Raw genomic sequence first — 21,701 nt, forward strand, 5'->3', positions numbered from 1 at the left:
GCGGATCAGGTGCTTTAACCGGGTCCGCCTTTTGTTTTTACGGCAGGAGCGACGCGCTATTGCCCCATCTTCTCAAAACCAACCGTGGCCGTGTCGGCCACCAAACCATCCGCCCTGCGGTATATAAAATAAGCCTCCAACCCCTTCTGCCGGTTCAGAAAGTCGAAGGCCTTTGCCAGGCCCATTCCCATCAGCGCGTTGTCATAGGCATCGGCCGTCATGGCGTCCCGTGCCCACACCGTCACGCTTATCAGCTCATTTTTCAGGGGATAACCGGTCTTGGGGTTTATCAGGTGCGATATTTTCCGGGAGCCGCTCTGGTAGAACTGCCTGTAGTTGCCCGAGGAGGTGACCGCTCCTTTCTCCAGCCGGATGATTTTCTGTATGGGGTAAGGATCGTCCGGGTTGTTCTCCGCAGGGCCCTCAATACCGATCGCCATTGGCTTTCCATCCGGCTTGCGCCCTCTCACGCGTATCTCGCCGCCCAGCTCCACCAGGTAATTCCGGATGCCCTGCCTGTCGAGGAAATCTGCCAGCACATCCACGGTATAGCCCTGCGCAATGCCGTTCACGTCTATGCGCACGCAGGGCGCGTCTTTCCGCAGTTGGCCCCGCCGCAAGTGTAGCTTGTCTGCGCCCACGCACGGTAGCAAAGCCTGTATAGCGGCTGAGTCGGGGAGCGCCGCGATAGGGGCTGTCCCAAAGCCCCAGGCCTGTACCAGGGGCTGCACGGTAATATCAAATGCCCAATCTGTTTTTTTTGACACCCGCAACGCCTTTTTAACGACCTTGCGGAGGTGTTTGTCGGCCGGGGCCCCGGTTGCGGAGCGGTTGAACCGGCTGATCAGGGAGTAAGGTTTATATATGGAGAGCGAGCTGTCTATCTGCGCCAGCACGAACGCAATTTGTGCCTGTGTGACGGTGCTGTCTTCTGCGTAGTATGTTACCTGGTAGCTTGTTCCCTGGGCAAGGCCCCTGATCCGGAATTGCTTTAATTCCGTTTGGTTGTTGAGGAATGGAAGTGAGGAGAGCAGGCACAGCAACAGAAAGCGCATAAATCAGGAATAAGTAGGCAGCAGGAGTAGCAGGGGTAAAGCGACAGAGGCAGCCAACAATCGCTTGGCCATATATAACGCCCATAGGAAGCCTGAATGAAGGCCGTTGTATTGTTTGATAAATGAGGTAGCCATATATGGAGCCGAGCTGCCTCCGAGGATCGGAAGCGCACCGGAATGGGCTTTAAGCTTATAGCCACACAGGTTTATATATAAAATCTGCCCTTACAGCACATCGTCGGTACACTGCTACCCGCAATAAAACAGAGGAGATTGCCCTGGATACCATTCTAAAGCCCGCCGCAGCAGGGATGGTTTCCGGGGCAATCTCTTCTGGCACTAAAACTTTAAGAAATTAAATCACCTTTGTTTTTCCCGGAATCGCTATCGGGTACAGCCCGTTTGCATCTGGCAGCACTTTTGGCTTGGCGTCCCAGGCAAAGGTCTCAGGCATTAAGCTGATGTTGGAGTTCAGGGCATCGTCCCACTTCACTTCATGTCCCGAGTAGGTGGCATAGCGGCCCAGCAGGGAGGTCATGGTGCTCTTTGCTCCGCGTTCCGCGTCAGAGAACTTGAACTGGCCGGCGGCTATGGCGGCGAACAGCTCATCGTGCTCTGTCTGGTATGGGTTCGGGTCGCCTTTGCCAGCGTGGTCATATATCACGTTCCCCTTGTAGTCCGTTAGCCTGGCGATGTTGTCGGCGGAGAGGTACACCCTGCCCTTGGTTCCCTGGAAGCTTTCGTCCACCCGGTTGTCAGTTCCTTCGAAGTGGCGGCACTGGCTCTGCAGCACGGTGCCGTCTTTGTAGATGAACTCCACGGTGTGGTTGTCATATATCTCGCCGTATTCCTTGCCGGTGCGCAGGAAGCGGCTTCCGGTTCCCTGGGCCGATACCGGGTAATCGTTCTTGATCCAGTTCGCCACGTCTATGTTGTGGATGTGCTGCTCTGTGATGTGGTCGCCGCAAAGCCAGTTGAAATAGTACCAGTTGCGCATCTGGTATTCCATCTCCGTCTGCTCGGGCTTGCGCGGGCGCACCCATACGCCGCCGCTGTTCCAGTACACCTGGCCGGAGGTGATGTCGCCCAATGCACCGTCCTCGATGCGCTTCATCGCCTCGCGGTAGTTTTTCTGGTAGCGGCGCTGCAGGCCCACCACCACGTTCAGCTTCTTTTTCTTCGCTTCCTCGGCCGTGGCCAGCACGCTGCGTATGCCCGGCGAGTCGGTGGCCACGGGCTTCTCCATGAACACGTGCTTGTTTTGCTTCACCGCCTCCTCAAAATGGATAGGCCTGAACCCGGGAGGGGTGGCAAGCAGCACCACGTCCGCCTCGGCTATTGCTTTCTTATAAGCATCGAAACCAACGAATTTTTTGCCTTCCGGAACATCCACTTTCGATTTTCCGAACTTCTCGAAAAGCGGTTTGTAGCTGTCGTCCAGGCGGTCGCGGAAAGCGTCGGCCATGGCCACCAGTTTCACGTCGTGCTTGGTCTGCAACGCCTGGAAAGCCGCTCCGGTACCCCTGCCGCCGCAGCCTACCAGCGCAATTTTGATGGTGCCTTTGCCTGCCGCGTAAGCGCCTGCCAGGGGAATGCTGCTTAACATGGCGCCACCCGCCAGTAGGGCGGAGGCCTTCAGAAACTCTCTCCGCTTATTTAAGTCGAACTCTTTCATGCTGTATATGTAAGGATTAAGGTTGAAAAACGTTTAGAATCAATAATCGGGGGTGGGCGCCTGGTTGTAGTAAGCCTCAATTTCTGCTTCTGAGGGCGGGTTTACCGGCCGCACGAGCCGGAGCCCGACAAAGGGAGCCTCCGGGAACCACCAGTTGCTCTTGGGTATCTGCGGGTCGATCCTTTTCCAGTCCGGGTCTGAGCCCTCGCGGTTGGCAGAGCGCAGTGCGGCCGCCTCATCCTGAAAAGAGCCCCCCCGCACCACATGCGGATACAGTTTGTCGGGCACAGCAACAGGGTTGGCGGCTGCCTTGCCCTTGAATTTCTTATAATAGTCCGGTATATACTGGTCCATGGTCCACTCGGCCACATTGCCGTGCATGTCATACAGGCCCCAGGCGTTCGGCTTCTTGCTTCCTACCTCGTGGGTTTCATCGCCGCTGTTGGCCTTGTACCAGGCGTGCTCCCCGAGGGCGGCGGCATTATTTCCGAACGAGTAGGCCGTGTTGGTGCCTGCCTTGCTGGCGTACTCCCATTCCGCCTCGGTGGGCAGGCGGTAGAAAACCCCGGTGCGGGCATACAGCCACTTGCAGAACTGGATAGCGTTGTACTGCGTCATGCCAACGGCGGGGTGGTTTTCCTTGCCCATGCCAAAGGTCATGTCCAGGTAAGGCTTGGTGGGGCGCGCCACGGCATCCACCTCGGGGCTAACGGTGCCATTGCTCTGGGTAAGTTCGTAGTCCTTGTAAACGAAAGGCTCGAAGACATCCCACGTTACCTCATACTTCCCTATCCAGAACGGGTCGATCTTCACCGGGTGCTGTGGCCCCTCGTCAGTTTCTCTTCCCTGCTCGTTGGCCGGGCTCCCCATCATAAACTCGCCACCGGGGATGGCCACCATATCGAACTTAAGCTTGGTGCCGGTGACTCCCTGCGTGTAGTTCTCTTTGCTGTTTTGCTGGCTCTGTGCAGTATTCGGGAAAAGCGTGAAGCAGGCCAAACCTGCCAGGAGTATGTGAAAGGGTGCTTTGGAAAGGTTCATTCGGGGTATTGTAGTTGCTTCTATTGGTTTAGGAATTTGCAGATTAGGGCCGCTCGCTGCTTCATCTATAAAAGAAAAAGTAATCCTGTATTGAAAGGTTTCAAATCAAAAAGGATTAAGGCCAAAACCCGCTGATTGACAAAATGCATGATTTTAGTCAATTTTATTATAAATACTGACATAAACAAGCATTAGCACTATTAATTATGAAGGAACAGCCTTTTTTGCCCTATTTTGATGGTGCAACAGCGGTAGTCGGTGGCTGTAACGGGCAGGGAGAGGAGCTAGCGGCCGCACGGCATGCCTGGAGATTAGGGGCGCGCGGGCACCAGGATATATGGCTAACCTCAAAAGCGCGCCGAAATTTCAGTGAGGCTGATCAGCTCCAGGTATGGCTCGAGGTATACCCCATTTTGCAGTCCGCGCGCCAGCACAAACTCGTGACGCCTGGGCTCGTACCACAGTTCCGCAAAAAACTGGTTCATGTGGTATAGGCATATCACGTACTGCGACCTGTGCCGCACAGCCAGAAAGGTGCCCTGCCTCGTCAGGATGCCCGCACGCTGCTCCAGGGGTTGCTGGTTGAATTGGTGTAAGTCCATAATGGTGGGTGTGACGGGCCGTGCCTTTAGATAACGCATTTGGCCTGCATAAAATTGAAAAAGATGCGCGGGCCGCGCCCCGTTTTTACTCCTGCTGTGCTAGGCGCCAGGGCAGTGCCTTTCTTGTTTATACGCTGCATGGCGCGCTGGTTGCAACATGCGTGCCGCAACCGCTGGTCAATTTGTTTTTATTTATTCTTTTACTTGCTCATTGTCAGCGGATAAATGAAAAGTATGAGTATGTTGAAAAATATATTCCCCGTTTATCTAAACCTTTATATATAGATGGGAGTATGTAGTGCAGGTATCTGATTAAGTTAAATGAAAAGGTTGATTTAAAGGCCCGTGGAGTGAACGCCGCGGGCCTTTTCCTTTTGCCGAGCCACCCTTCCTCCCGATACCCTCTTCCGGTGTTCTGATGCTTGTATGGCCCCGCCCTTGTGCCTTTGCGGGCCCGTATGGCAGGAGGCTTAAGACAGCTCTTCCAGCGGGCAGGGCCGTTAACGGGCAGGGACGCGCGCACCATATACAGATTGCCCTTGCTGATGAAACAGCCCCGCATTCCGGGGTGTTCCCGATTGCAACCATCAGTTGCGGCAGGTGCTTCCTATATGGGCCATATCTCATGCCATTGCAGCGAATGGGCAATTACAGGAAAAAGCGCACTGCTCTGCATGCACGCCAGACGGCCTCCGGTTGCCCCCGTTGCAGGGCTATAAATCCCTCCGCCGTATTTCCGTCCGAAATCGCTATTTTTACTTGTGCTTAATTGCTTTAGATTTACACTTTCTTTAAATTATGTGTCTTACAAACGCTTCTATGAGATACCATACATTTGCGGTTCTCCTGTTTCTGGTGCTCGCTGGCTTTACGGGCGCGGCGCAGACAAGAGAATTACCCGACAACACCATCCCCCTTCAAAACCTGGATGCTTTCCGGCCCACAGCAGGCAACTGGAAGCTGGCAGGCGATGTGTACTATGACCTGCGGAAGGCAGGCAAAGGGAAGCTGCAGGAAGGCACCGGCGTGCTGGTGAACGACCCGTCTGAGAAGAGCAAGGACAACCTGCTCACCAAAATGGAGCACGGCGACCTAGAACTGGAGCTTGACTTTATGATGGACAAAGGCTCGAACTCCGGCATATACCTGCAGGGGCGCTACGAGGTGCAGCTTTTCGACAGCTGGGGCGTGCAAAACCCGACGGCCCAGGACTGCGGCGCCATATATGAGCGCTGGGACGAAAACCGCCCCGGGAACAGGAAAGGCTACGAGGGCCACGCCCCCGCCGTGAACGTGAGCAAAGCACCCGGCCTGTGGCAGCACTACAAGATCGTGTTCAGGGCGCCGCGCTTTAACGAACAGGGACAGAAAACAGCGAATGCCGTGTTTGTGCAGGTCATCCACAACGGGGTGATGATCCATGAGAATGTGGAAGTGACGGGCCCGACGCGCGCCGCTGCCTTTCAGGACGAGCAGCCGCTGGGCCCGCTGATGATACAGGGCGACCACGGCCGCGTGGCGATCCGCAACATCCGTTACAAATCGTTCGGCACTGAGCCTGTAGCCCTGACGGGGCTGACGCTGAAGGCCTATGAGGGCGATGTGAAAGGTGTAGCCGCCTTCGACACGCTGACGCCGGTGCGGGTGACGGATATCCGGGCGCTGGCCCACCAGGGCTCCGGCACCAGAGACCAGTTTGGCGGGAAGATAAACGGCACCATCCACATACCGCGCACCGGCGAGTACCTCTTCAACCTGAAGCTGGACTGGATACCCGAGGACAACAACTACCCCGAGCGGCCGAACGGCGCAGGCGAACTGGTCATCGGCGGAAAGAAGGTGATAGCGATAGACGGCGAGCACGGCGATGCCTCAGCTATGGTGCAACTGGAGGCGGGTGAGCACCCGATCGAACTCTCTTACCTGAAGAACTTCGGGTACTGGTACGCCCAAAGCAACAATTTTACCCTTTCGGTGGAGGGAGCAGGCGTGCCCCGCACAGCCCTGAACACCCCCCTGCGTGCCGTGGAGCCCGTCGGTGCCATTATGGTGCTGGCCGATAAAGAACCGGTGATGCTCAGGAGCTTTATCGAGCACGACGGCGAGAAACGAACCCACACCATATCGGTGGGGGAGCCCGGCGGGGCGAATTATACAGTAGACCTGGGCACCGGCGACTTCCTGCAGTTCTGGCGCGGCAACTTCATGGAGACCACCCCGATGTGGCACGGCCGCGGCGAGAGCCAGCTGGCGGTGCCGCTGGGCAGCGTGATTGCCCTTGCCGGCAAGCCCACCCTGGCCATCCTGCGCGACGGGAATGCCGCCTGGCCCGACTCCAGCGCGGCATACAACTACCTTGGGTATGAGATGGACAAGAGCGGCCAGCCCACTTTCAAATACACTTTGGGTGCCGCCAGCGTGCGGGAGAAGTTCGAGGTGAGTGAGCAAGGCCGGAAGCTGGGGCATACCCTGACGGTGGTGCCCGGGCAGGAGCAGGGCGAACTGTGGTGCAGAGTGGCCGAGGGAAGCGAGATTAGAAAACTGCCCAACGGTCTTTACGCCATCAACGACAAGGAATACCTGATAGAATTGCCGCGCAGGGCGAAGCCTGTGATCCGCAAGACGGCCGGGAACAGGAAAGAACTGCTGCTGCCCGTGGAAGCCAAAAATGGCACGGCGGAGGTACAGTATATCATCGTTTGGTAAGCTTCAGGCAACAGGAGAAAATAACATCATGGAAATCTATATAGTATCGATGACACGCCTCACAAAGGCCGCATTTGTTGCTGCCTGCTTGCTGGCGATGGTTGGGCAGCCTGCCGTGGCGCAGAAAAAAACCAAGGTTAACCCCGAAACAGGAAGCAAACAACCTGCCCCGGCGGCCAAAGGGCTGGAGCAGGCCGAGGCGATTCCGGAAGTGGAGGACGATTTCTACAAACTTATCTCGCTGCCGATACCGGAAGGCGTGATTCTGGAGGTCGGGGGCATGGCGACGCTGCCGGATGGCAGCATAGCGGCCTGCACCCGCCGGGGGGAGGTATGGATTATCTCCAACCCCAATATCTCGGGCAACGCCCAGCCCACCTACAAGCGCTTTGCCTACGGGCTGCATGAGCCGCTGGGGCTCGCCTACAAGGACGGCGACATCTACGTGACCCAGCGCAGCGAACTCACGCGTCTCCGCGACAACGATGGCGACGGTGAAGCCGACGCCTACGACAAAGTTTATTCCTGGCCACTGTCGGGCAACTACCATGAGTACTCCTACGGGCCGCTGTTCAAGCCGAACGGCAACATGCTGGTGACCCTGAACCTGGGCTGGAGCAACAGCCTGGGGCACGGGGTGAGCCTGGTGCCGTGGCGCGGCTGGATGCTTGAAATTACCCCGGACGGGCAAATGACGCCTTATGCCTCGGGCTTGCGCTCGCCTTCCAGTTTTGCCATGAACGAGGCCGGTGACGTGTTCTACAGCGAAAACCAGGGTGATTGGGTAGGCTCGGGCCGCATCACACACCTCGAAAAAGGCGATTTTGCGGGCAACGCCGAGAGCCTTCGCTGGTCAGACCTGCCCGGCGCCGCCATCGACCTGAAGCCAGAGGACATCCCCAACACCGGGGAGCCGCTGTACGACGTGGCCAAGCGGGTGGACGCCCTGAAGCCACCGGCCGTCTGGTTGCCGCACGGCATCCTGGGCATCTCCACCTCCGGCATGCTGAATGACGACACAGGCGGAAAGTTCGGGCCTTTCGCCAACCAGTTTTTTGTCGGAGACCAGGGGCAGAGCAAAGTTATGCGGGTGGCGCTGGAGAAGGTGAAGGGGCAGTACCAGGGCGTGGTGTTTCCTTTCCGGGAAGGCTTCTCCTCCGGCATCCTTCGCCTGATATGGGGCAGCGACGGCTCCATGTTCAGCGGCATGACGAGCCGGGGCTGGTCCTCTACCGGAAAAGAACTCTTCGGCCTGCAGCGCCTCGTCTGGACCGGCAAAACGCCTTTCGAGATGAAGACCGTGCGCGCCATGTCGGACGGCTTTGAGATAGAGTACACGCTTCCCGTCGACCGGAAACTGGCGGCCGACCCATCGGCCTATAAGGTGACTGGGTTCAACTATAAGTACCAGGCCGCGTACGGCAGCCCCGTCATCAACAGCGAGAAATGCGCCGTGCGCGCCGTGGTGGTGTCGGAAGACGGGTTGAAAGCCCGCCTGGTGGTGGACGGGCTGCGTGAGGGCTATATCCATGAGATCACGGCAGAGGGAGTGCGCACCGCCGACGGCAAGCCCCTGCTGCACCAGGTAGGCTACTACACACTCAACCAGTTCCCGGACGGGGAAAAGCTGGCCGTTGCAGCGCCTGCGCACAACCATACGGCCATGGCCTCCGCCGCCAAAGCAACACCGGCTGCCACAAAGACGGCCACTGCCAGCAAAGCCGCCGCTTCGAAACCAGCCGCTGCCAAACAGGCCAAGCGCGTAACCGAAAAGCCAGCCTCCTGGACGAAAGAGGCTGATATCACCATCAACCTGGGCACCAAGCCCGGACTGAAGTTCGACCCTGCGCAGATTCGCGTGAAAGCGGGCAGCAAGGTGAAAGTGGTGTTCCACAACAACGACGACATGCTGCACAATTTTGTGATAGTGATGCCGGGCACTGCCATAGAGGTAGGCGAAATGGCGATGAAACTGGGCCTGGAAGGGCAGGAGAAAAACTATATCCCCCAGACAGACAAGTTGCTGTACCATACCAAATTGCTGCAGCCCAGCGAGACGGAAGCCATCTACTTCGTGGCGCCTGACAAACCTGGTGAGTACACCTACGTCTGTACGGTGCCGGGGCACTTTTACGTGATGCAGGGCACGCTGAAGGTGGTGGAGTAGTAGCAGCCACTAAAGGCTGTGTACCGCCGCAGGCCTGTCTCCCCCCTGCAAAGAACGCAGCTCATATGTGCCTGTAAAATCCGGCCTGTAAGGGCTGAGAGAAGCTGGCTGTCATATAGAAAGGCCCGTAGCGGAAGCGCTGCGGGCCTTCTTGTTTTCTCCACTTCCATGCCCTGAGCGCCTCTATTTATAGCCTGGTGCTGCAACAGTTTTTCCTGGGGATGATAATTGCGGGAGAACGATGGAGGCAATCACTCCTGCACTATTTTTTCAGCTATATTGCCGCACTAATTCAGCGTCTGTATATGAAGTTTACATGTATCAAGGGTCTCCTGCTGGCAGGGGCCGTAATTAGCCTGGTCTCCTGTGCCGGCTCCAGAAGGCAACCGTCCCGCACGGGCAAAGTCATCGTCATCGAAGACACTAGACACGCCCGCACCGCAAGCGGACATAAAGACAACGGGCTGCACAAGGGCTGGTACAAAAATCCGAACAACCCACATCACCCTAACACGACAAACCCGGGGCACACCAAAGCTAAAAAAGGGAAGGGCGCCAAGGGAGGCAACGCAAAGAAAGGCAAGAAAAAGTAGCGTTGTTTAGTTGCCACAAACGGGCTGCAGAAGCTCTAAAAAAGCTTTTGCAGCCCGTTCCTGTATCCGGTTATATAGGATGTAGTCCTATTTGGATATTTATATATATTTTTTTAATTGATATACGTTATGAGGCCCTGAAGCTTTTTTGTTAAACAGGCACATCCTTTATGAGCGTAACCAAGCAAATCCTGATGTTGCTGGTGCTGGCGGCACTGGCGATGTCCTGCTCACCCTTAAGAGGTAGAAAAGCCATTGTGGTAGACGATAACGGACGCAGCATGCGCTTCGACGACGGCCGCGCTGAGAGCAGGAACAAACGGTGGAACAACGGCAAGAGTCTGGGCAAGCAGCGGAACAAGGCCTTCAGGAAGAGGCGAAGGAACTAAAGCGGCGCAGGCCGCAGGAGGCACCATATAGCCGAGCGGGCCGCCCGCACCTTTCGGCCGCTGCTCCCGTATAAGCGCGTATATGTCGAAAGAGAACCTGCGCTACACCCGCACCCCGCAGTCGGAGCGGCTGAAATGGGTTAATTCCATGGCCCGCCTGATGGATGACCAGTTCGTGCTGCCGGGCACGAAGTTCCGCTTCGGGCTGGACCCCTTGCTGGGCCTGCTGCCCGTGGCCGGAGACCTGGCCTCTTTCGCCATGTCTGCCAGCATCGTGCTGACGATTGCGCGCTACGGCGCGAGCGGCAAAGTAGTGGCCCTTATGCTCGTGAACCTGGCGCTGGACACCATCATCGGGAGTATTCCGGTGCTGGGCAACATCTTCGACTTTGCCTACAAAGCCAACGACCGCAACGTGAAACTGCTCCAACGCCACTACGAGGAGGGGAAATACCAGGGAAGCGGCAAAAACATTGTTGTGGCAGCGGCGGTAGGGGTGCTGCTGGTCTTCCTGCTCCTGTTGTGGGCCATGTGGGAACTGCTGGAGTGGCTGTACCAGCTGATATTTTAGGCAGGCACCCGGCCCAGTGACCGTGCCAGTGCCACAGCCTTCAGGGCACTCTCCTCTTTGTCTTTTATCTCCAGCATAATGTCCATGTCCAGGCCCTCGGTCTCGGCCAGAAAATCGTGGAACAGCTGTTCCTCTATGCTTTGCACGTGCTTGCCCCGGCGTTCGTTCGGGGCCTGCGAGGAGTAGTCCATCATCAGAATCCCGTCCTTTTCCGGATGCCAGGTGCTGGCGGCCATTGCCACGGCCTCACGCATCGGCTCACCGTTGTTCACGCACTCATGATGGAAATTGTCGAAGATAACAGGCATGCCCGTCTCCTCGTGCAGTTGCAGGCAATCCTGCAGCGAGTAGGTGCGGTCGTCGTTCTCCACGCAGAGGCGGGCTTTCACAGCCTCCGGCAAGCGGGTGTGGTACACCTTGGCGAAGCGCCGAATGGCCGCGGACTTGTCGCCGTAGGCCCCGCCGCCGTGTATCTGTAGTTTGGCTGTAGTGTCCAGGCCCATCAAATCCAATATACTCCCCTGGTATACCAGCTCGGCGATGCTGTTCTTGACCGTCTGCCCATTCGGGGAGTTGAGCACCACAAACTGGTCGGGGTGCATGGAGATGCGCATGTTGTTGCTTCGGATATAGCTGCCCAGTTCCTGTAAGTCCGTCTTAAAGTGCTCCTGCCAATTGTAAGTGTTCACCTCGTGCGACGCAAACGGCACCAGGCCCGAGGTAAGCCGGAAGAAGAACAGCCCGTGCTGCACGTTGTACTCCAGGATGCGGCGCAGGCAGGCGAGGTTCTGCTCCACCGCCGCTACCAGGCGCTCCTCTGAGTAAGAGGCGAGGCGAAAGGTGCGGGAAGAGCTACAGTCGAGGGTTTGGTTGATGCAGGGGTATCCGATTTTCATGCGGGGTTCGGTTTGGTACAGGCATAACTAACGGAGAAAGACATTGTTTGACGGCCTTCCCGGGACGCGCCGGTGAGCGGCCTGATTTTTCTGCTGTATGATTTAAGCCGCAGGCTATATATAAACTCATTGTAACAGCGAAGCCTGCTTTTACAGAAGCAGGCCTCGCTGTTACTCATACCCCGTGTTGTCCTTGAAAAAGCGGTTGTAATCGTCCTCCTCCTTCAGTTTCTCCTCCAGTTCCTGCCGCCTTTTCAACTCCTCCACCTTGCGCCGCTCCTTGCCCTCTTTCGAAAACGTATCATACAGCAGGCCGATGGGGCTGGCAATGGTGGGCGCGGGGGCTGGCGGCGGCGGGGGCGGCTCCAGACCGGGTATATAGCCCGGCCGTTTGGCCTGGCTCGTGGCCTCGCGCTTCATGTTGCGCAGCGCGCGGTCTATCATCTCCTGCGATGGACGGCTGGTTACCTCTACCTCCCCCAGCATCACGCTGTCTTCCTGCAGCACAATCGTGACGCGCAGCTCAGACACAGGCAGCTTGCTGGGCAGGTACAGGAGCGGCTTAAAGCCCAGCGCACGTATCAGCAGCGTGTCTTTCTGCCCCACATCAATGACAAAGCGGCCCTCCTCATCCGAAACTACCCCCAGATTGGTGTTCGTTTTGACAACCGTGGCACCGGGCACAGGCGTCGCCTTGTCCGGCTTCAGCACCGTGCCGCTTAGCCGGGTAGTCTTCTGGGCCTGAGCGGGAAGGCTACAGCACAGGAGCAGCAGGGCAGCAAGGTAAAGCAGGGGGTGTCGGAGCATGAATACAGTGGATGCAGCAGTAGCGGCTATATATAGAACTACTTAAATACGCTCGGGGAGGCCAAAAAGTATGCCAGCCTCCGGAAAAACAGCGGCGTCTGTAAAAGTAAATATAAAACGGCTAAAACCAACAGAAGCCCGCAGCGGCCAGTGCTGCAGGCTTCTGCCGATGAACCAGAAGGCCAGGTCTTTTAAGCGCTTATTCTTCAGAAGCGGGAGTGTCGGCTTCCGCAGCGCCGCCGGTTGTGGCCGAGGTGTTATACTTTTCGCGGTTCTGCTGATATGTTTCGTATTGCTCCGGCGTCAGGATGTCCTGCACCTGCCTGTCCGTTTCGTCCTCAATGCGCTTGCGCTCTGCCTCCATGTCGGCCCCCGCAGCGTTGGCGTCAGCCTGCAGGCGCTGCTCCAACTCGCTCAGCTGCCTGTTGCGGTCGTAGTAAACACGCACCATCTCGGCGGCGATGTCATCATTTATGCCCAGGTCAGTTTTCATCTCGCCGCTCAGCTTGTCTATATCGAAGCCGTACATCTGGCCGGCCACAGGGTCTGCGGGCGGAGTTCCGCCCGGCTCGGCATCACCGTAGCCCCGGATGTGGTCCGGGTCCACGCTCTCGTCGTCATTGGATTCCGCGACTTCGGTGGTGGTTCCCCGGTCTTCGGAACAGGAGGTGGCAGTAAATAAAAGCGTACTGAAAGCTAACAGCGGATAGAGTATTTTCTTCATAGTTCGGTTTGTCTGTTTTATATATAGGTGGCACGCCCAGGCTGAAATAGACCCGAAAGGCGGCACCTTCTGTTTTACGAACCGGACCTAATCTGGTTAGCGCCTTTTATCAGCGGAGGGCGAGGGGATATTATCCAGCGGAGAAACAGAGAAGACTCGCCTACCGGTTCGCAGCTGCGCCTGCGCCCGAAGCCTAGGGTTGCTTGTCCCTATATCCGGACACCAATGCAGCAACCATATATAGCAAAAGCGCCAGTTGGTTAGGCTGGCGCTTTTGCTATATATGGGCTACTTTACTTCAGGCCTTCTTCAGCTCGAAGACCGTAATCTCGGGCAGGAAACCGACGCGGCCGGGGTAGCCCAGGAAGCCGAGGCCCGTGTTGACGTACAGGTGCTGGCGCCCTTTTTTGTAGAGCCCCGCCCACTGCTTGTACACGTACTGCACCGGGCTCCACTTCCAGCCGGGTATGTTCACGCCAAACTGCATGCCGTGCGTGTGCCCCGACAGCGTCAGGTCAATGTCATTATACTTCTGGTTGATTTCGCCGTCCCAGTGCGAAGGGTCGTGGGAGAGGAGCACCTTGAACGGCGAACCCTCGGTGCCAGCGTAGGCCTGCTCCAGGCGGCCGTATTTCGGGAAGCCAGCCCGGTTGCCCCAGTTCTCCACCCCCAGCACTGCAATTTTTTCACCGTCCTTTTCAATCATGCGGTGCTCGTTCATCAGTATCTGCCAACCCATCCGGCCGTGGCTGTCAATCAGGGTGCGCAGGTTGTCGCGCTTTGCCTCCGGGCTCGGCCAGGTCACATAGTCGCCGTAGTCGTGGTTGCCCAGCACCGAGAATACGCCCGCCTTGGCCTTTATGTCCTTCAGCGTGCCGATGTGTTGTTGCACCTCAGCGGCCTGGTTGTTCACCAGGTCGCCGGTGAAAAACACCAGGTCGGCCTCCTGCTTGTTTATCAGCCGCACCGCCTCCTGCAGCGGCTCCGTAGAAGTGAAGCTACCGGTGTGCAGGTCCGATATCTGCAGGATTTTGTACCCGTCGAAGGCCTGCGGCAGGTTCGGGAACTTCAGCGTGATGCGCTTCACCTGGTAATCATAGGCGCCCTTTACCATGCCATATATAAAGGCTGTGAACGGGACAGCTGCCACCAGAAGCCCCATCTGGCTCAGGAACTTGTTGCGCGAGGGGTCGAAGGCGGTGTCGCTGCTGGCGTAGTGAAAGGCGATGCGGCCAATGCGCACGGTGTCATCCACCAACAGAAACAGCACCACCACCAGCTTGGAGGCAAAGATGATGAAAAGCGTGCTGGCCAGGTAGGTTTTGTAGGCGCTGGGCGGCGTGCCGCGCGTAGCGGAGCCCAGTACAAAGGTGACTGCCGTAACGGCGAATACGGCCCAGAACAGGAAGTATATAACCCGCTGCGCCGTGGGGTCGAGGTTCTGGGTCACGGTTTTGATGGCCTGAAACACGTACAGGTCCACCAGGAAAAGGAACAGCACGACTGTCCCGGAGGTTATCAAACTTCTCATATATGCGTGAAGAACCGGCGCGGCCTGCTTTTGTTGCAGCGGCGGGGTTCCTGTTTTTCTGCGTTAGGATTAAAATTATACTGGCCTGCACTGAACTAATTTATATCGAAATTACTTGCACAGACATCTCCTGAATACCAAAATCTGTACCGCAAGTGAAAGAGAACGAATCCACTGCCATTGCGCCTTACAAGCCGCTGCTCAACATCAAAACCTGGGCTGAGGAAGACCGCCCACGCGAGAAACTGCTACTGAAAGGCAAAGCCGCCCTGAGCGACGCCGAACTGATCGCCATCCTCATTGGCTCGGGCACTACCAAACTAACGGCGGTGGACGTGGGCAAAATTATCCTATCCGCCGTGGGCAACGACCTGAACGAGCTGGCGAAGCTGACGGTGAAGGACCTGACAAAGCACCCGGGCATCGGGGAGGCGAAGGCCATATCCATTGTGAGTGCGCTGGAACTCGGCCGCCGCCGCAAAGAGACGGCCGCTGCGGCCAAAACCCGCATCACCTGCTCCACAGACATCTATAACTACATCAAGCCGCAGTTGCTCGACCTGCCCCACGAGGAGTTTTGGGTGATACTGCTGAACCGGGCGAATGTGGTGATGAAGAAGGAGAGCGTCAGCTCGGGAGGCGTGGCGGGCACGGTGGCTGACCCAAAGATGATTTTCAAGAAGGCCATCGAGCAGTTGGCAAGCTCACTCATCCTGGTACACAACCACCCGAGTGGCAACCTCAAGCCCAGCGCCGCCGACATCGCACTCACCAAGAAAATGAAGGAAGCCGGCCAGTTCCTGGACCTGCCCGTGCTGGACCATCTCATTTTCACCGACAACGACTACTACAGCTTCGCAGATGAAGGGGTATTGTGAGTTAGAAAGTTAGAAAAGTTAGATTTATGAGTGGGGAGAGGGGGAGCAACTATGCTTTTGCGGAAGGATTTAAACTGCGCACCAATAATTTTGCGATGCGCGTGATAAAGCTTTTTCAGGCGCTGCCAAACAAAGCTGAGGCGCAGCTACTGGGAAAACAGTTGCTGTGCTAAGCTCCTCCGTGGCTGCCAATTATCGTGCGGCCTGCCGCGCAAGCTCTACAGCTGAATTCGCCGCCAAGGTAGGTGTCGTGCTGGAGGAGTCAGGCATTGTGCCGGCGCAGCGTTTGGCGCACTTAAAGCAGGAAGCGACAGAGTTAACGGCCATCCTGTCCAGCATCAGAAAATCATCCACAAATAAGAAAGCAACTCTCTAACTCCCAAACTTTTCAACTCTCTGACTCAGAAAGTATCTCTTTCACGCGGCCAACCTCGCCGGTTTCCAGCTTTACTTTGATGCCGTGGGGGTGGGTGGGCGAGTTGGTGAGGATGTCCTGCACATAGCCCTCGGTGAGGTGCCCCGTGCGCTGGTCTTCTTTCAGCACGATGCGTACGTGCAGGCCGGGCCTGATGTTCGCGCGTTTTCTTCCGTCCATATATGCTTGGTGTATTCTCCTGAGGGCGCAAGGATGCCTGTGGGAGTCTGTTGCGTTTCCTGCTCCAACCTAAGCGCTTGCAGTGTTTTTGTGCCGCTGCGGCAGGAGAGCCGAAGTACTCCGGGTGTTTAATTATTCTTCAGCTGCTTTTCCTTCAGAGACGCCTGCTGCTGTTCCAGCTCGTTTATATGCTTCATGTGCAGGAAGATGGCCGCCACGCCCGTTATAAGACCCGAGAGCGTCAGGTACAAGCCCACTAAATTGTCCGGGAGGATGAACAGCCGGATGGCGATTCCGCTCAGCACCAGCAGCGCAGCGAGTTTGTAAAGCATTTTCTCAAAGTTTCTGTCTTTCATCAGACTACGTTTTAGTGAAACAACAGCCTTATTCCCGCCCCGGCAGGTGGCGCCAGAGCAGGTATATATGATATTCGGAAAGTGACAGTACTCTTTTATACAGACGCTGCGCCGGCAGCTTGGCCCAGCACTATCTTCGTGCCGAGCACGTCCAGGAAAGCGCGGATAAATTTGGGGTGGCCGGGCCAGGCAGGCGAGGTCACGAAGTTGCCGTCCACCACCGCCTCGGTGGCCTCCACGGTTACATACGTGCCGCCAGCCAGCTCCACCTCCGGGGCAACGGCAGGATAAGCCGTCAGGCGACGCCCTTCCACCACGCGGGCAGCCGTCAGTATCTGGATGCCGTGGCACACAGCGGCCAGCGGCCTGTTGTTTTCCGCGAAGTAGCGCACGAGGTCGAGCACCTGCTGGTTCAGGCGCAGGTACTCGGGGGCGCGGCCCCCGGCAATCACCAGCCCCTCGTAGTCGGCAGGGTTTATATCAGAGAAAGCGTAATTGAGCTGGAAGTTGTGGCCCGGTTTCTCGGTGTAGGTCTGGTCGCCCTCAAAATCGTGGATGGCCGTCTTGATGGTGTCGCCCTTTTTCTTGTCCGGGCACACGGCGTGGACCTCGTAGCCCACCATCAGGAGCATCTGGAAAGGAACCATGGTTTCGTAGTCTTCTGCGAAATCACCTGTAAGGAACAGGATTTTCTTTGAATTTCCCATCGTATATATCCGTTATGTTTACCAAGCGGGCAGCACCCGCTGTCAGGCAGGGCAGCACTGAAGTTCGCCAAGGTATATAAAAATTTTCAGAAAGTACAGTATATCGTCTTGAAATGCAGTTGTATATGCCTTCCGGCATCAGCGGAAAGGCCGCTGCTGCCGGAAGAATGCTAACTCGTCTGGTTCTCCAGGTCCGACACGTGCAGGCTGCGCAGCATCGATGTTTTCTTGTGCTGGTGCTCCTGCATGCGCACGAGTATGTCGTGGAGCAACTCGATGGCCTGCACCACGTGCGGGCCCTTGTTCAGCATTACGCAGTCGGCGCGCTGGGCCATGGCCGCGTCCGTAATCTCGGCCCTGGACGGGCGCCCTTTCTTGGCCAGCGTCTCCAGCACCTGCGTGGCCCACACCACCGGCATGTGCGCCGCCTCGCACAGCCACAGAATCTCTTCCTGCACCTCGGCCAGCCGCAGCCAGCCGCACTCCACGGCCAGGTCGCCGCGGGCAATCATGATGCCGGCCGGGTAGCCCCTCATCACGGCCAGCAGCAGGTGCGGCAGGTTCCGGAAGCCTTCTTTTGTCTCTATCTTCAGCATCACGCCGACGTCCTTCGCATCCAGTTCCTGCAACTCGCGGTGCAGCACCTCCACGTCCTCCACCCGGTTCACAAACGAGAAGTTGACGATGTCAGCGTGCCGGACGATGAACTTCAGGTCCTCTTTGTCCTTGTCCGTCATGCCGTTCAGCCGGATTTTGCTTTCCGGCAGGTTAATGCCCTTGTCGTGGAGCAGCTTGCTGCCCTTATCGCTGGCGTAGGTTATCTTCACCACCAGTTGGGCCTTGCTGACTTCCTGTATCTGCCCCTCTATCTTGCCGTCGTCAAACAGGATGGGCTGGCCTTCTTTTACCTGGGTAAACACCTCGGGCAGGGTGCAGGATATATGGGCGGGCTGCACCACGTGGCCTTTGTCATCGTAGCGGGCGGGCTCGCCGGGGGTGAGCTCGCGGGTCAGCACCAGCAGGTTGTCTTTCTTGAGGATGATGGGCGCGAAGGTGGGGGGCAGTTCACCTACCTCGGTGGTACGCTGCGCCACGGCCTTGTTCTTGATGTGCAGCTTCATGCCCGTGGTGATGTAAGACGATTTGAAGAGATGGGCGATAACGCCGCGCCCTTCTTTCCGCATCAACGAGAGGGCGCGCTTGCGGCCGCGCGTGTCGGTGAAAACTATCCGGTCGTTCTCCTGCAGTTGCGCCAGCCACTCTGCCTGCACAGGCAGCCAGGCGTCTGTGTTTTTAGGGGGCGGCACATCCGCCGGGGCCAGCCACACTTTGGCCGCCTCGGTGGTCTGGCCCAGGTTGTTCTGCGTGGGCCGGATGGTGACGAGTTTGGGGCCTTCTTTCAGGGGGCCGGTGCGCAGTTTCGGCCCCATCAGGTCCATGAGGATTTTGCAGGGGATGCCCGTCTCTTTTTCGGCCTGGTGTATAAGCTGCACCATCTGCAGCCAGGTGGCCTCGTTGTCGTGGGCGCAGTTGATGCGGGCGCAGTTCATGCCAGCCCGGAGCAGGCGGGGCAGGAGCTCGTAGTTTTCTGCCGCCTCGCTGGGGATGGTCACCATGATGCGGGTGCTGCGCTTCTCAGGCTGTGTGCCCAGCAGCGCCTCGGTGTTCGCTTCGAGTAGCGCCACGTTCTCATGGAAAGAGACGGCCAGCTGCTTTTCGGCGGGGACGCAGGCCCTGAGGTGGCAAAGCTGGTGACGCACCGCCTGCAGGCTGGCCAGCACGTGCCCTTCGGCCCGCCCCAACGACGAGAGGCCCCTTTGCGAGAGGCTCTCCTGCAGGCTGCGTATATCGTGCTTGCGCAGCGACAGGTAGTGGAGCAGGTTCTGGGCGCTTTTCCGGAAGTGGGGATGCACCTGCCCGATGGCCGGGGCAAATTTCTGCTCCAGCGCCATCGCCTCCTCATGCAAAGTGTCTATTTGCGCAATCAGCGCCTCTAACTCGGTGGTATCCTGCTGCATAAATTGTCCTGGCTATAGATAAAAATACAAACTGGGGATGCTGTGCTATGGTTTTGCTTTTGAAACCGATTTTTGGAAATATTTCAGATAGTTATATATAATTCAATTGCCTGAGTGATGAACTTTTCTGCGCCTAACCATATAGGCCTGCTCATATATGATTAGGCGGAGCAGCGGCAGCTACTTCTTTACATAAAAGGGTATGTTGGCCGTGGCGACGTTGTCGTGGCCATCATACACATATACAAACAGCCGGTAAGCGCCTTCCTGCACGGGTGCCTGCAGGTTGGCATTGTCCCCATCCGTTTCGGTCAGCCGGTCCGGCACAGTGTCGGGCCTGTCTTCGCGGTCGCCACCCTCTTTCAGGTCCGTGCTTTCGTGGAGCAGCTCATATCTATAGGTCAGCTCATCCTTGTCGGGGTCGCTGACATCAACGTTCACGTTATAACTTTTGTCGGGTTTCAGGAAGATGTTATCCTCCGCCTGTTTCCCATCCAGCTTCAAGGATTTCAGGTGCGGGGCGCGGTTCTCGGGCCAGCTGCCCGTCCAGAGGTACTGCATCACATCCACCACCTCCGTCTCTTTCCCGTCTTCGGTGAACAGGCCATACCAGGTGGGCGTGCGCTCCTGCTTTTGCCCCCACAAAAACACATAGGAGCCCAGGTTGTGTGTCGTGTCCCGTCCCATGGTGCTTTCGTAGCGACTTTTGTAGACGGCGGCCTTCTCTCCGCTGGTTTCTTCCACGGCTGCGGCCCACGAGGTGTGCTGGCTTTCCCAGTGGCCGGTAGGGCCCCACTCGGTAATGATATAAGGCCCTTCCCAGCCGAACGACCGCACGCGGGCAGGCACGTCAGGCAAGCCGCCATAGGCATTGATGGCCAGGATATCCAGCTCCGGCACATTCTCCTTTATATAGTCTACCTCCAGTTGGTTGATGCCCGCCAGCATGGTGCTGGTGGGGTGGTTAGGGTCCACCTCGTGAATCATTTTGGCGATGTCGTTCACCGCGTCCCACACCAGCGGGTTGGTGTAGTTCAGGTTCAGCTCGTTGCCGATGCCCCAGAGCAGCAGGGCGGGGTGGTTCCGGTATTTTTCCACCTCCTTCTGCAGTTCTGTCAGTTGCTGCTCCACAGCGGCCGGGTCGTCGTAGTCGAAGCCGTGGCGCTCGCGGCCCACATCCAGCCCCAGCGTCACGGTCAGGCCGTTCCGGTAGGCTTCGTCCAGTATCTCCTGTGCGTTGTCGGTGCTCCAGGTGCGGATGGAGTTGCCGCCGTAGGCCGCCAGCCGGTCGAGGAACCGGGTGCCGCCCGCGCCTTTTATATAGTAAGGCTCACCGCCCCGGTAGAGTTGGAAACCACCGTTTTCCTGCCGCACCTCCACCCGCACGGGCTCCATCGGCACGGCCTCCTTTTTCTCGACAGGCTGCTCGTTCTCCTGGTCGTTAGTCAGTGTGCTGGAGCAGGCCTGTGCCAGCACCGCGAGGAGCAAAAAGGCAATTGCTTTGGGTAGGTTATTTTTCATATATACTTGCTGGATGATGGAATACTGGCCGCGAGGTCGGAGGTTATATATGGGGCGGCCATATATAACCGCGGCAATCTGATATATAGCCGGGCTGTTCAGTCTTCGTAAAACTCTATCAGGGAGCCGAAGTAACTGTTGTCCCAGCCCTCCACGATGTCCTCGTAGGCCTCATCCGGGATGTTGGTGTGCCGGAGCTCTGCCGAGGTGCCGTACTTGTGCGGGTGCAGCTTGATGGTGACGATGGAGTCCTCGGCCTGCTCCCCGAAGTACCACTGCTGCACGATTTTCTTTCCCTCCTCAAACGCCAGGTTTTTGCCAACGATGCTGCCGTCCCACAGCGAAAACTCCGTGCCGGGTTCCGCCGACATCTCTGCCTTGTCGCCCGTCCAGGCCTGGATGGTGAGCGGGTGCGTCAGGGCCAGGTACACTTCCTCGGGTGCGGCCGGTATGATGTAGTATTTCTTGAAGTCTTTCATAGAGGGATCAATGGTTTTCAGTCTAAGCAGTGGTATGTTGGCTCAAATGAGCCGTCTACGCAGAACCAGCAATCTAATCAAGTAGTACATTGGTTTCAACTGCTAAGGCACTCGCAGTGTGTGCACCTGCCCCGAAGAATTTCGGGGGCTCCTGCGAGTGTCTGATATACTGTGGCGTTTCATGCACGGATGGTTTTGCGTTGATATTAATTCTAATTTAAACATAAATTCCGGAATTGCAGGAGCTTTCCTGGCTACCACCTTTAGCGTGGTACAAATACACCCTTTCTCTGCATATATAGCAAGAGGGCACCGGTGGCAGTTTTAAGATCTGAGTATACAAGGCTTCCATATAAGGGATAATCCTCACAGCTCTATTTTCCTCCCCAC

At 57.1% G+C, this 21,701-nt stretch carries 22 protein-coding genes; 8 read left to right on the top strand and 14 right to left on the bottom strand.

The window, feature by feature from the left end; genetic code table 11:
- Positions 1-56 precede the first annotated feature (56 nt).
- The 4 genes from GSQ62_RS14550 to GSQ62_RS14565 form a co-directional block, all read right to left on the bottom strand.
- Positions 57-1,055 (bottom strand): FAD:protein FMN transferase, encoded by a 999-nt coding sequence (locus GSQ62_RS14550; RefSeq protein ID WP_161890180.1) that lies wholly within the window; start codon positions 1,053-1,055, stop codon positions 57-59.
- Positions 1,056-1,410: 355 nt separating this feature from the next.
- Positions 1,411-2,730 (bottom strand): Gfo/Idh/MocA family protein, encoded by a 1,320-nt coding sequence (locus GSQ62_RS14555; RefSeq protein ID WP_161890181.1) that lies wholly within the window; start codon positions 2,728-2,730, stop codon positions 1,411-1,413.
- A 39-nt stretch (positions 2,731-2,769) separates the two neighbouring features.
- Positions 2,770-3,771, bottom strand: coding sequence for a formylglycine-generating enzyme family protein (locus GSQ62_RS14560; protein WP_161890182.1), 1,002 nt, complete (start codon positions 3,769-3,771; stop codon positions 2,770-2,772).
- Positions 3,772-4,118: 347 nt separating this feature from the next.
- Positions 4,119-4,373 (bottom strand): hypothetical protein, encoded by a 255-nt coding sequence (locus tag GSQ62_RS14565; protein ID WP_161890183.1) that lies wholly within the window; start codon positions 4,371-4,373, stop codon positions 4,119-4,121.
- 20 nt (positions 4,374-4,393) lie between these two features.
- Between GSQ62_RS14565 and GSQ62_RS14570 the strand changes: the two genes are divergently transcribed.
- From GSQ62_RS14570 to GSQ62_RS14595, 6 genes are all read left to right on the top strand, one after another.
- The gene (locus GSQ62_RS14570; RefSeq protein ID WP_161890184.1) at positions 4,394-4,672 is read left to right on the top strand and encodes a hypothetical protein; all 279 of its coding nucleotides are present in this window, start codon (positions 4,394-4,396) and stop codon (positions 4,670-4,672) included.
- Positions 4,673-5,192: 520 nt separating this feature from the next.
- A complete protein-coding gene (locus tag GSQ62_RS14575) occupies positions 5,193-7,079 on the top strand; it encodes a family 16 glycoside hydrolase (RefSeq protein WP_161890185.1) in 1,887 nt (628 codons plus the stop codon).
- Positions 7,080-7,107: 28 nt separating this feature from the next.
- Positions 7,108-9,246, top strand: coding sequence for a plastocyanin/azurin family copper-binding protein (locus tag GSQ62_RS14580; RefSeq protein WP_237586643.1), 2,139 nt, complete (start codon positions 7,108-7,110; stop codon positions 9,244-9,246).
- A 305-nt stretch (positions 9,247-9,551) separates the two neighbouring features.
- Positions 9,552-9,839 carry a hypothetical protein gene (locus GSQ62_RS14585; protein WP_161890186.1) on the top strand — a complete coding sequence of 96 codons (288 nt, stop codon included), beginning with the start codon at positions 9,552-9,554 and terminating at the stop codon, positions 9,837-9,839.
- A 170-nt stretch (positions 9,840-10,009) separates the two neighbouring features.
- On the top strand, positions 10,010-10,228 hold the full coding sequence (locus GSQ62_RS14590) for a hypothetical protein (protein WP_161890187.1): 219 nt from the start codon (positions 10,010-10,012) through the stop codon (positions 10,226-10,228).
- Between the two features lie 82 nt (positions 10,229-10,310).
- A complete protein-coding gene (locus GSQ62_RS14595; RefSeq protein ID WP_161890188.1) occupies positions 10,311-10,799 on the top strand; it encodes a DUF4112 domain-containing protein in 489 nt (162 codons plus the stop codon).
- Here the strand turns inward: GSQ62_RS14595 and uvsE are convergent.
- From uvsE to GSQ62_RS14615, 4 genes are all read right to left on the bottom strand, one after another.
- Complete coding sequence (uvsE, locus tag GSQ62_RS14600) at positions 10,796-11,695, bottom strand: UV DNA damage repair endonuclease UvsE (protein ID WP_161890189.1); 900 nt, start codon at positions 11,693-11,695, stop codon at positions 10,796-10,798. The genes GSQ62_RS14595 and uvsE overlap by 4 nt on opposite strands.
- A gap of 171 nt (positions 11,696-11,866) precedes the next feature.
- Positions 11,867-12,502 (bottom strand): carboxypeptidase-like regulatory domain-containing protein, encoded by a 636-nt coding sequence (locus GSQ62_RS14605; protein WP_161890190.1) that lies wholly within the window; start codon positions 12,500-12,502, stop codon positions 11,867-11,869.
- A 199-nt stretch (positions 12,503-12,701) separates the two neighbouring features.
- Positions 12,702-13,226: a hypothetical protein gene (locus GSQ62_RS14610; protein WP_161890191.1), complete on the bottom strand. Its 525-nt coding sequence runs from the start codon at positions 13,224-13,226 to the stop codon at positions 12,702-12,704.
- A 298-nt stretch (positions 13,227-13,524) separates the two neighbouring features.
- On the bottom strand, positions 13,525-14,757 hold the full coding sequence (locus GSQ62_RS14615; protein ID WP_161890192.1) for a metallophosphoesterase: 1,233 nt from the start codon (positions 14,755-14,757) through the stop codon (positions 13,525-13,527).
- 155 nt (positions 14,758-14,912) lie between these two features.
- Here GSQ62_RS14615 and radC point away from each other — a divergent pair, with 155 nt between their 5' ends.
- Complete coding sequence (gene radC, locus GSQ62_RS14620) at positions 14,913-15,635, top strand: RadC family protein (protein WP_237586644.1); 723 nt, start codon at positions 14,913-14,915, stop codon at positions 15,633-15,635.
- 166 nt (positions 15,636-15,801) lie between these two features.
- Positions 15,802-16,011 (top strand): four helix bundle protein, encoded by a 210-nt coding sequence (locus GSQ62_RS14625; protein WP_237586646.1) that lies wholly within the window; start codon positions 15,802-15,804, stop codon positions 16,009-16,011.
- 12 nt (positions 16,012-16,023) lie between these two features.
- On the opposite strand, the gene GSQ62_RS14630 is transcribed toward GSQ62_RS14625, so the two are convergent.
- From GSQ62_RS14630 to GSQ62_RS14655, 6 genes are all read right to left on the bottom strand, one after another.
- Positions 16,024-16,230: a YwbE family protein gene (locus GSQ62_RS14630; protein ID WP_161890193.1), complete on the bottom strand. Its 207-nt coding sequence runs from the start codon at positions 16,228-16,230 to the stop codon at positions 16,024-16,026.
- Positions 16,231-16,358: 128 nt separating this feature from the next.
- Positions 16,359-16,586 carry a hypothetical protein gene (locus GSQ62_RS14635; RefSeq protein WP_161890194.1) on the bottom strand — a complete coding sequence of 76 codons (228 nt, stop codon included), beginning with the start codon at positions 16,584-16,586 and terminating at the stop codon, positions 16,359-16,361.
- Between the two features lie 95 nt (positions 16,587-16,681).
- A complete protein-coding gene (locus GSQ62_RS14640) occupies positions 16,682-17,293 on the bottom strand; it encodes a DJ-1/PfpI family protein (protein WP_161890195.1) in 612 nt (203 codons plus the stop codon).
- Between the two features lie 170 nt (positions 17,294-17,463).
- Positions 17,464-19,311, bottom strand: coding sequence for a pyruvate kinase (locus GSQ62_RS14645; RefSeq protein WP_161890196.1), 1,848 nt, complete (start codon positions 19,309-19,311; stop codon positions 17,464-17,466).
- A gap of 180 nt (positions 19,312-19,491) precedes the next feature.
- Positions 19,492-20,832 carry a glycoside hydrolase family 2 TIM barrel-domain containing protein gene (locus GSQ62_RS14650; protein WP_161890197.1) on the bottom strand — a complete coding sequence of 447 codons (1,341 nt, stop codon included), beginning with the start codon at positions 20,830-20,832 and terminating at the stop codon, positions 19,492-19,494.
- 98 nt (positions 20,833-20,930) lie between these two features.
- The gene (locus tag GSQ62_RS14655) at positions 20,931-21,311 is read right to left on the bottom strand and encodes an SRPBCC domain-containing protein (protein ID WP_161890198.1); all 381 of its coding nucleotides are present in this window, start codon (positions 21,309-21,311) and stop codon (positions 20,931-20,933) included.
- Positions 21,312-21,701 lie beyond the last annotated feature (390 nt).

It is taken from the genome of Pontibacter russatus (assembly GCF_009931655.1).
Classification (GTDB): domain Bacteria; phylum Bacteroidota; class Bacteroidia; order Cytophagales; family Hymenobacteraceae; genus Pontibacter; species Pontibacter russatus.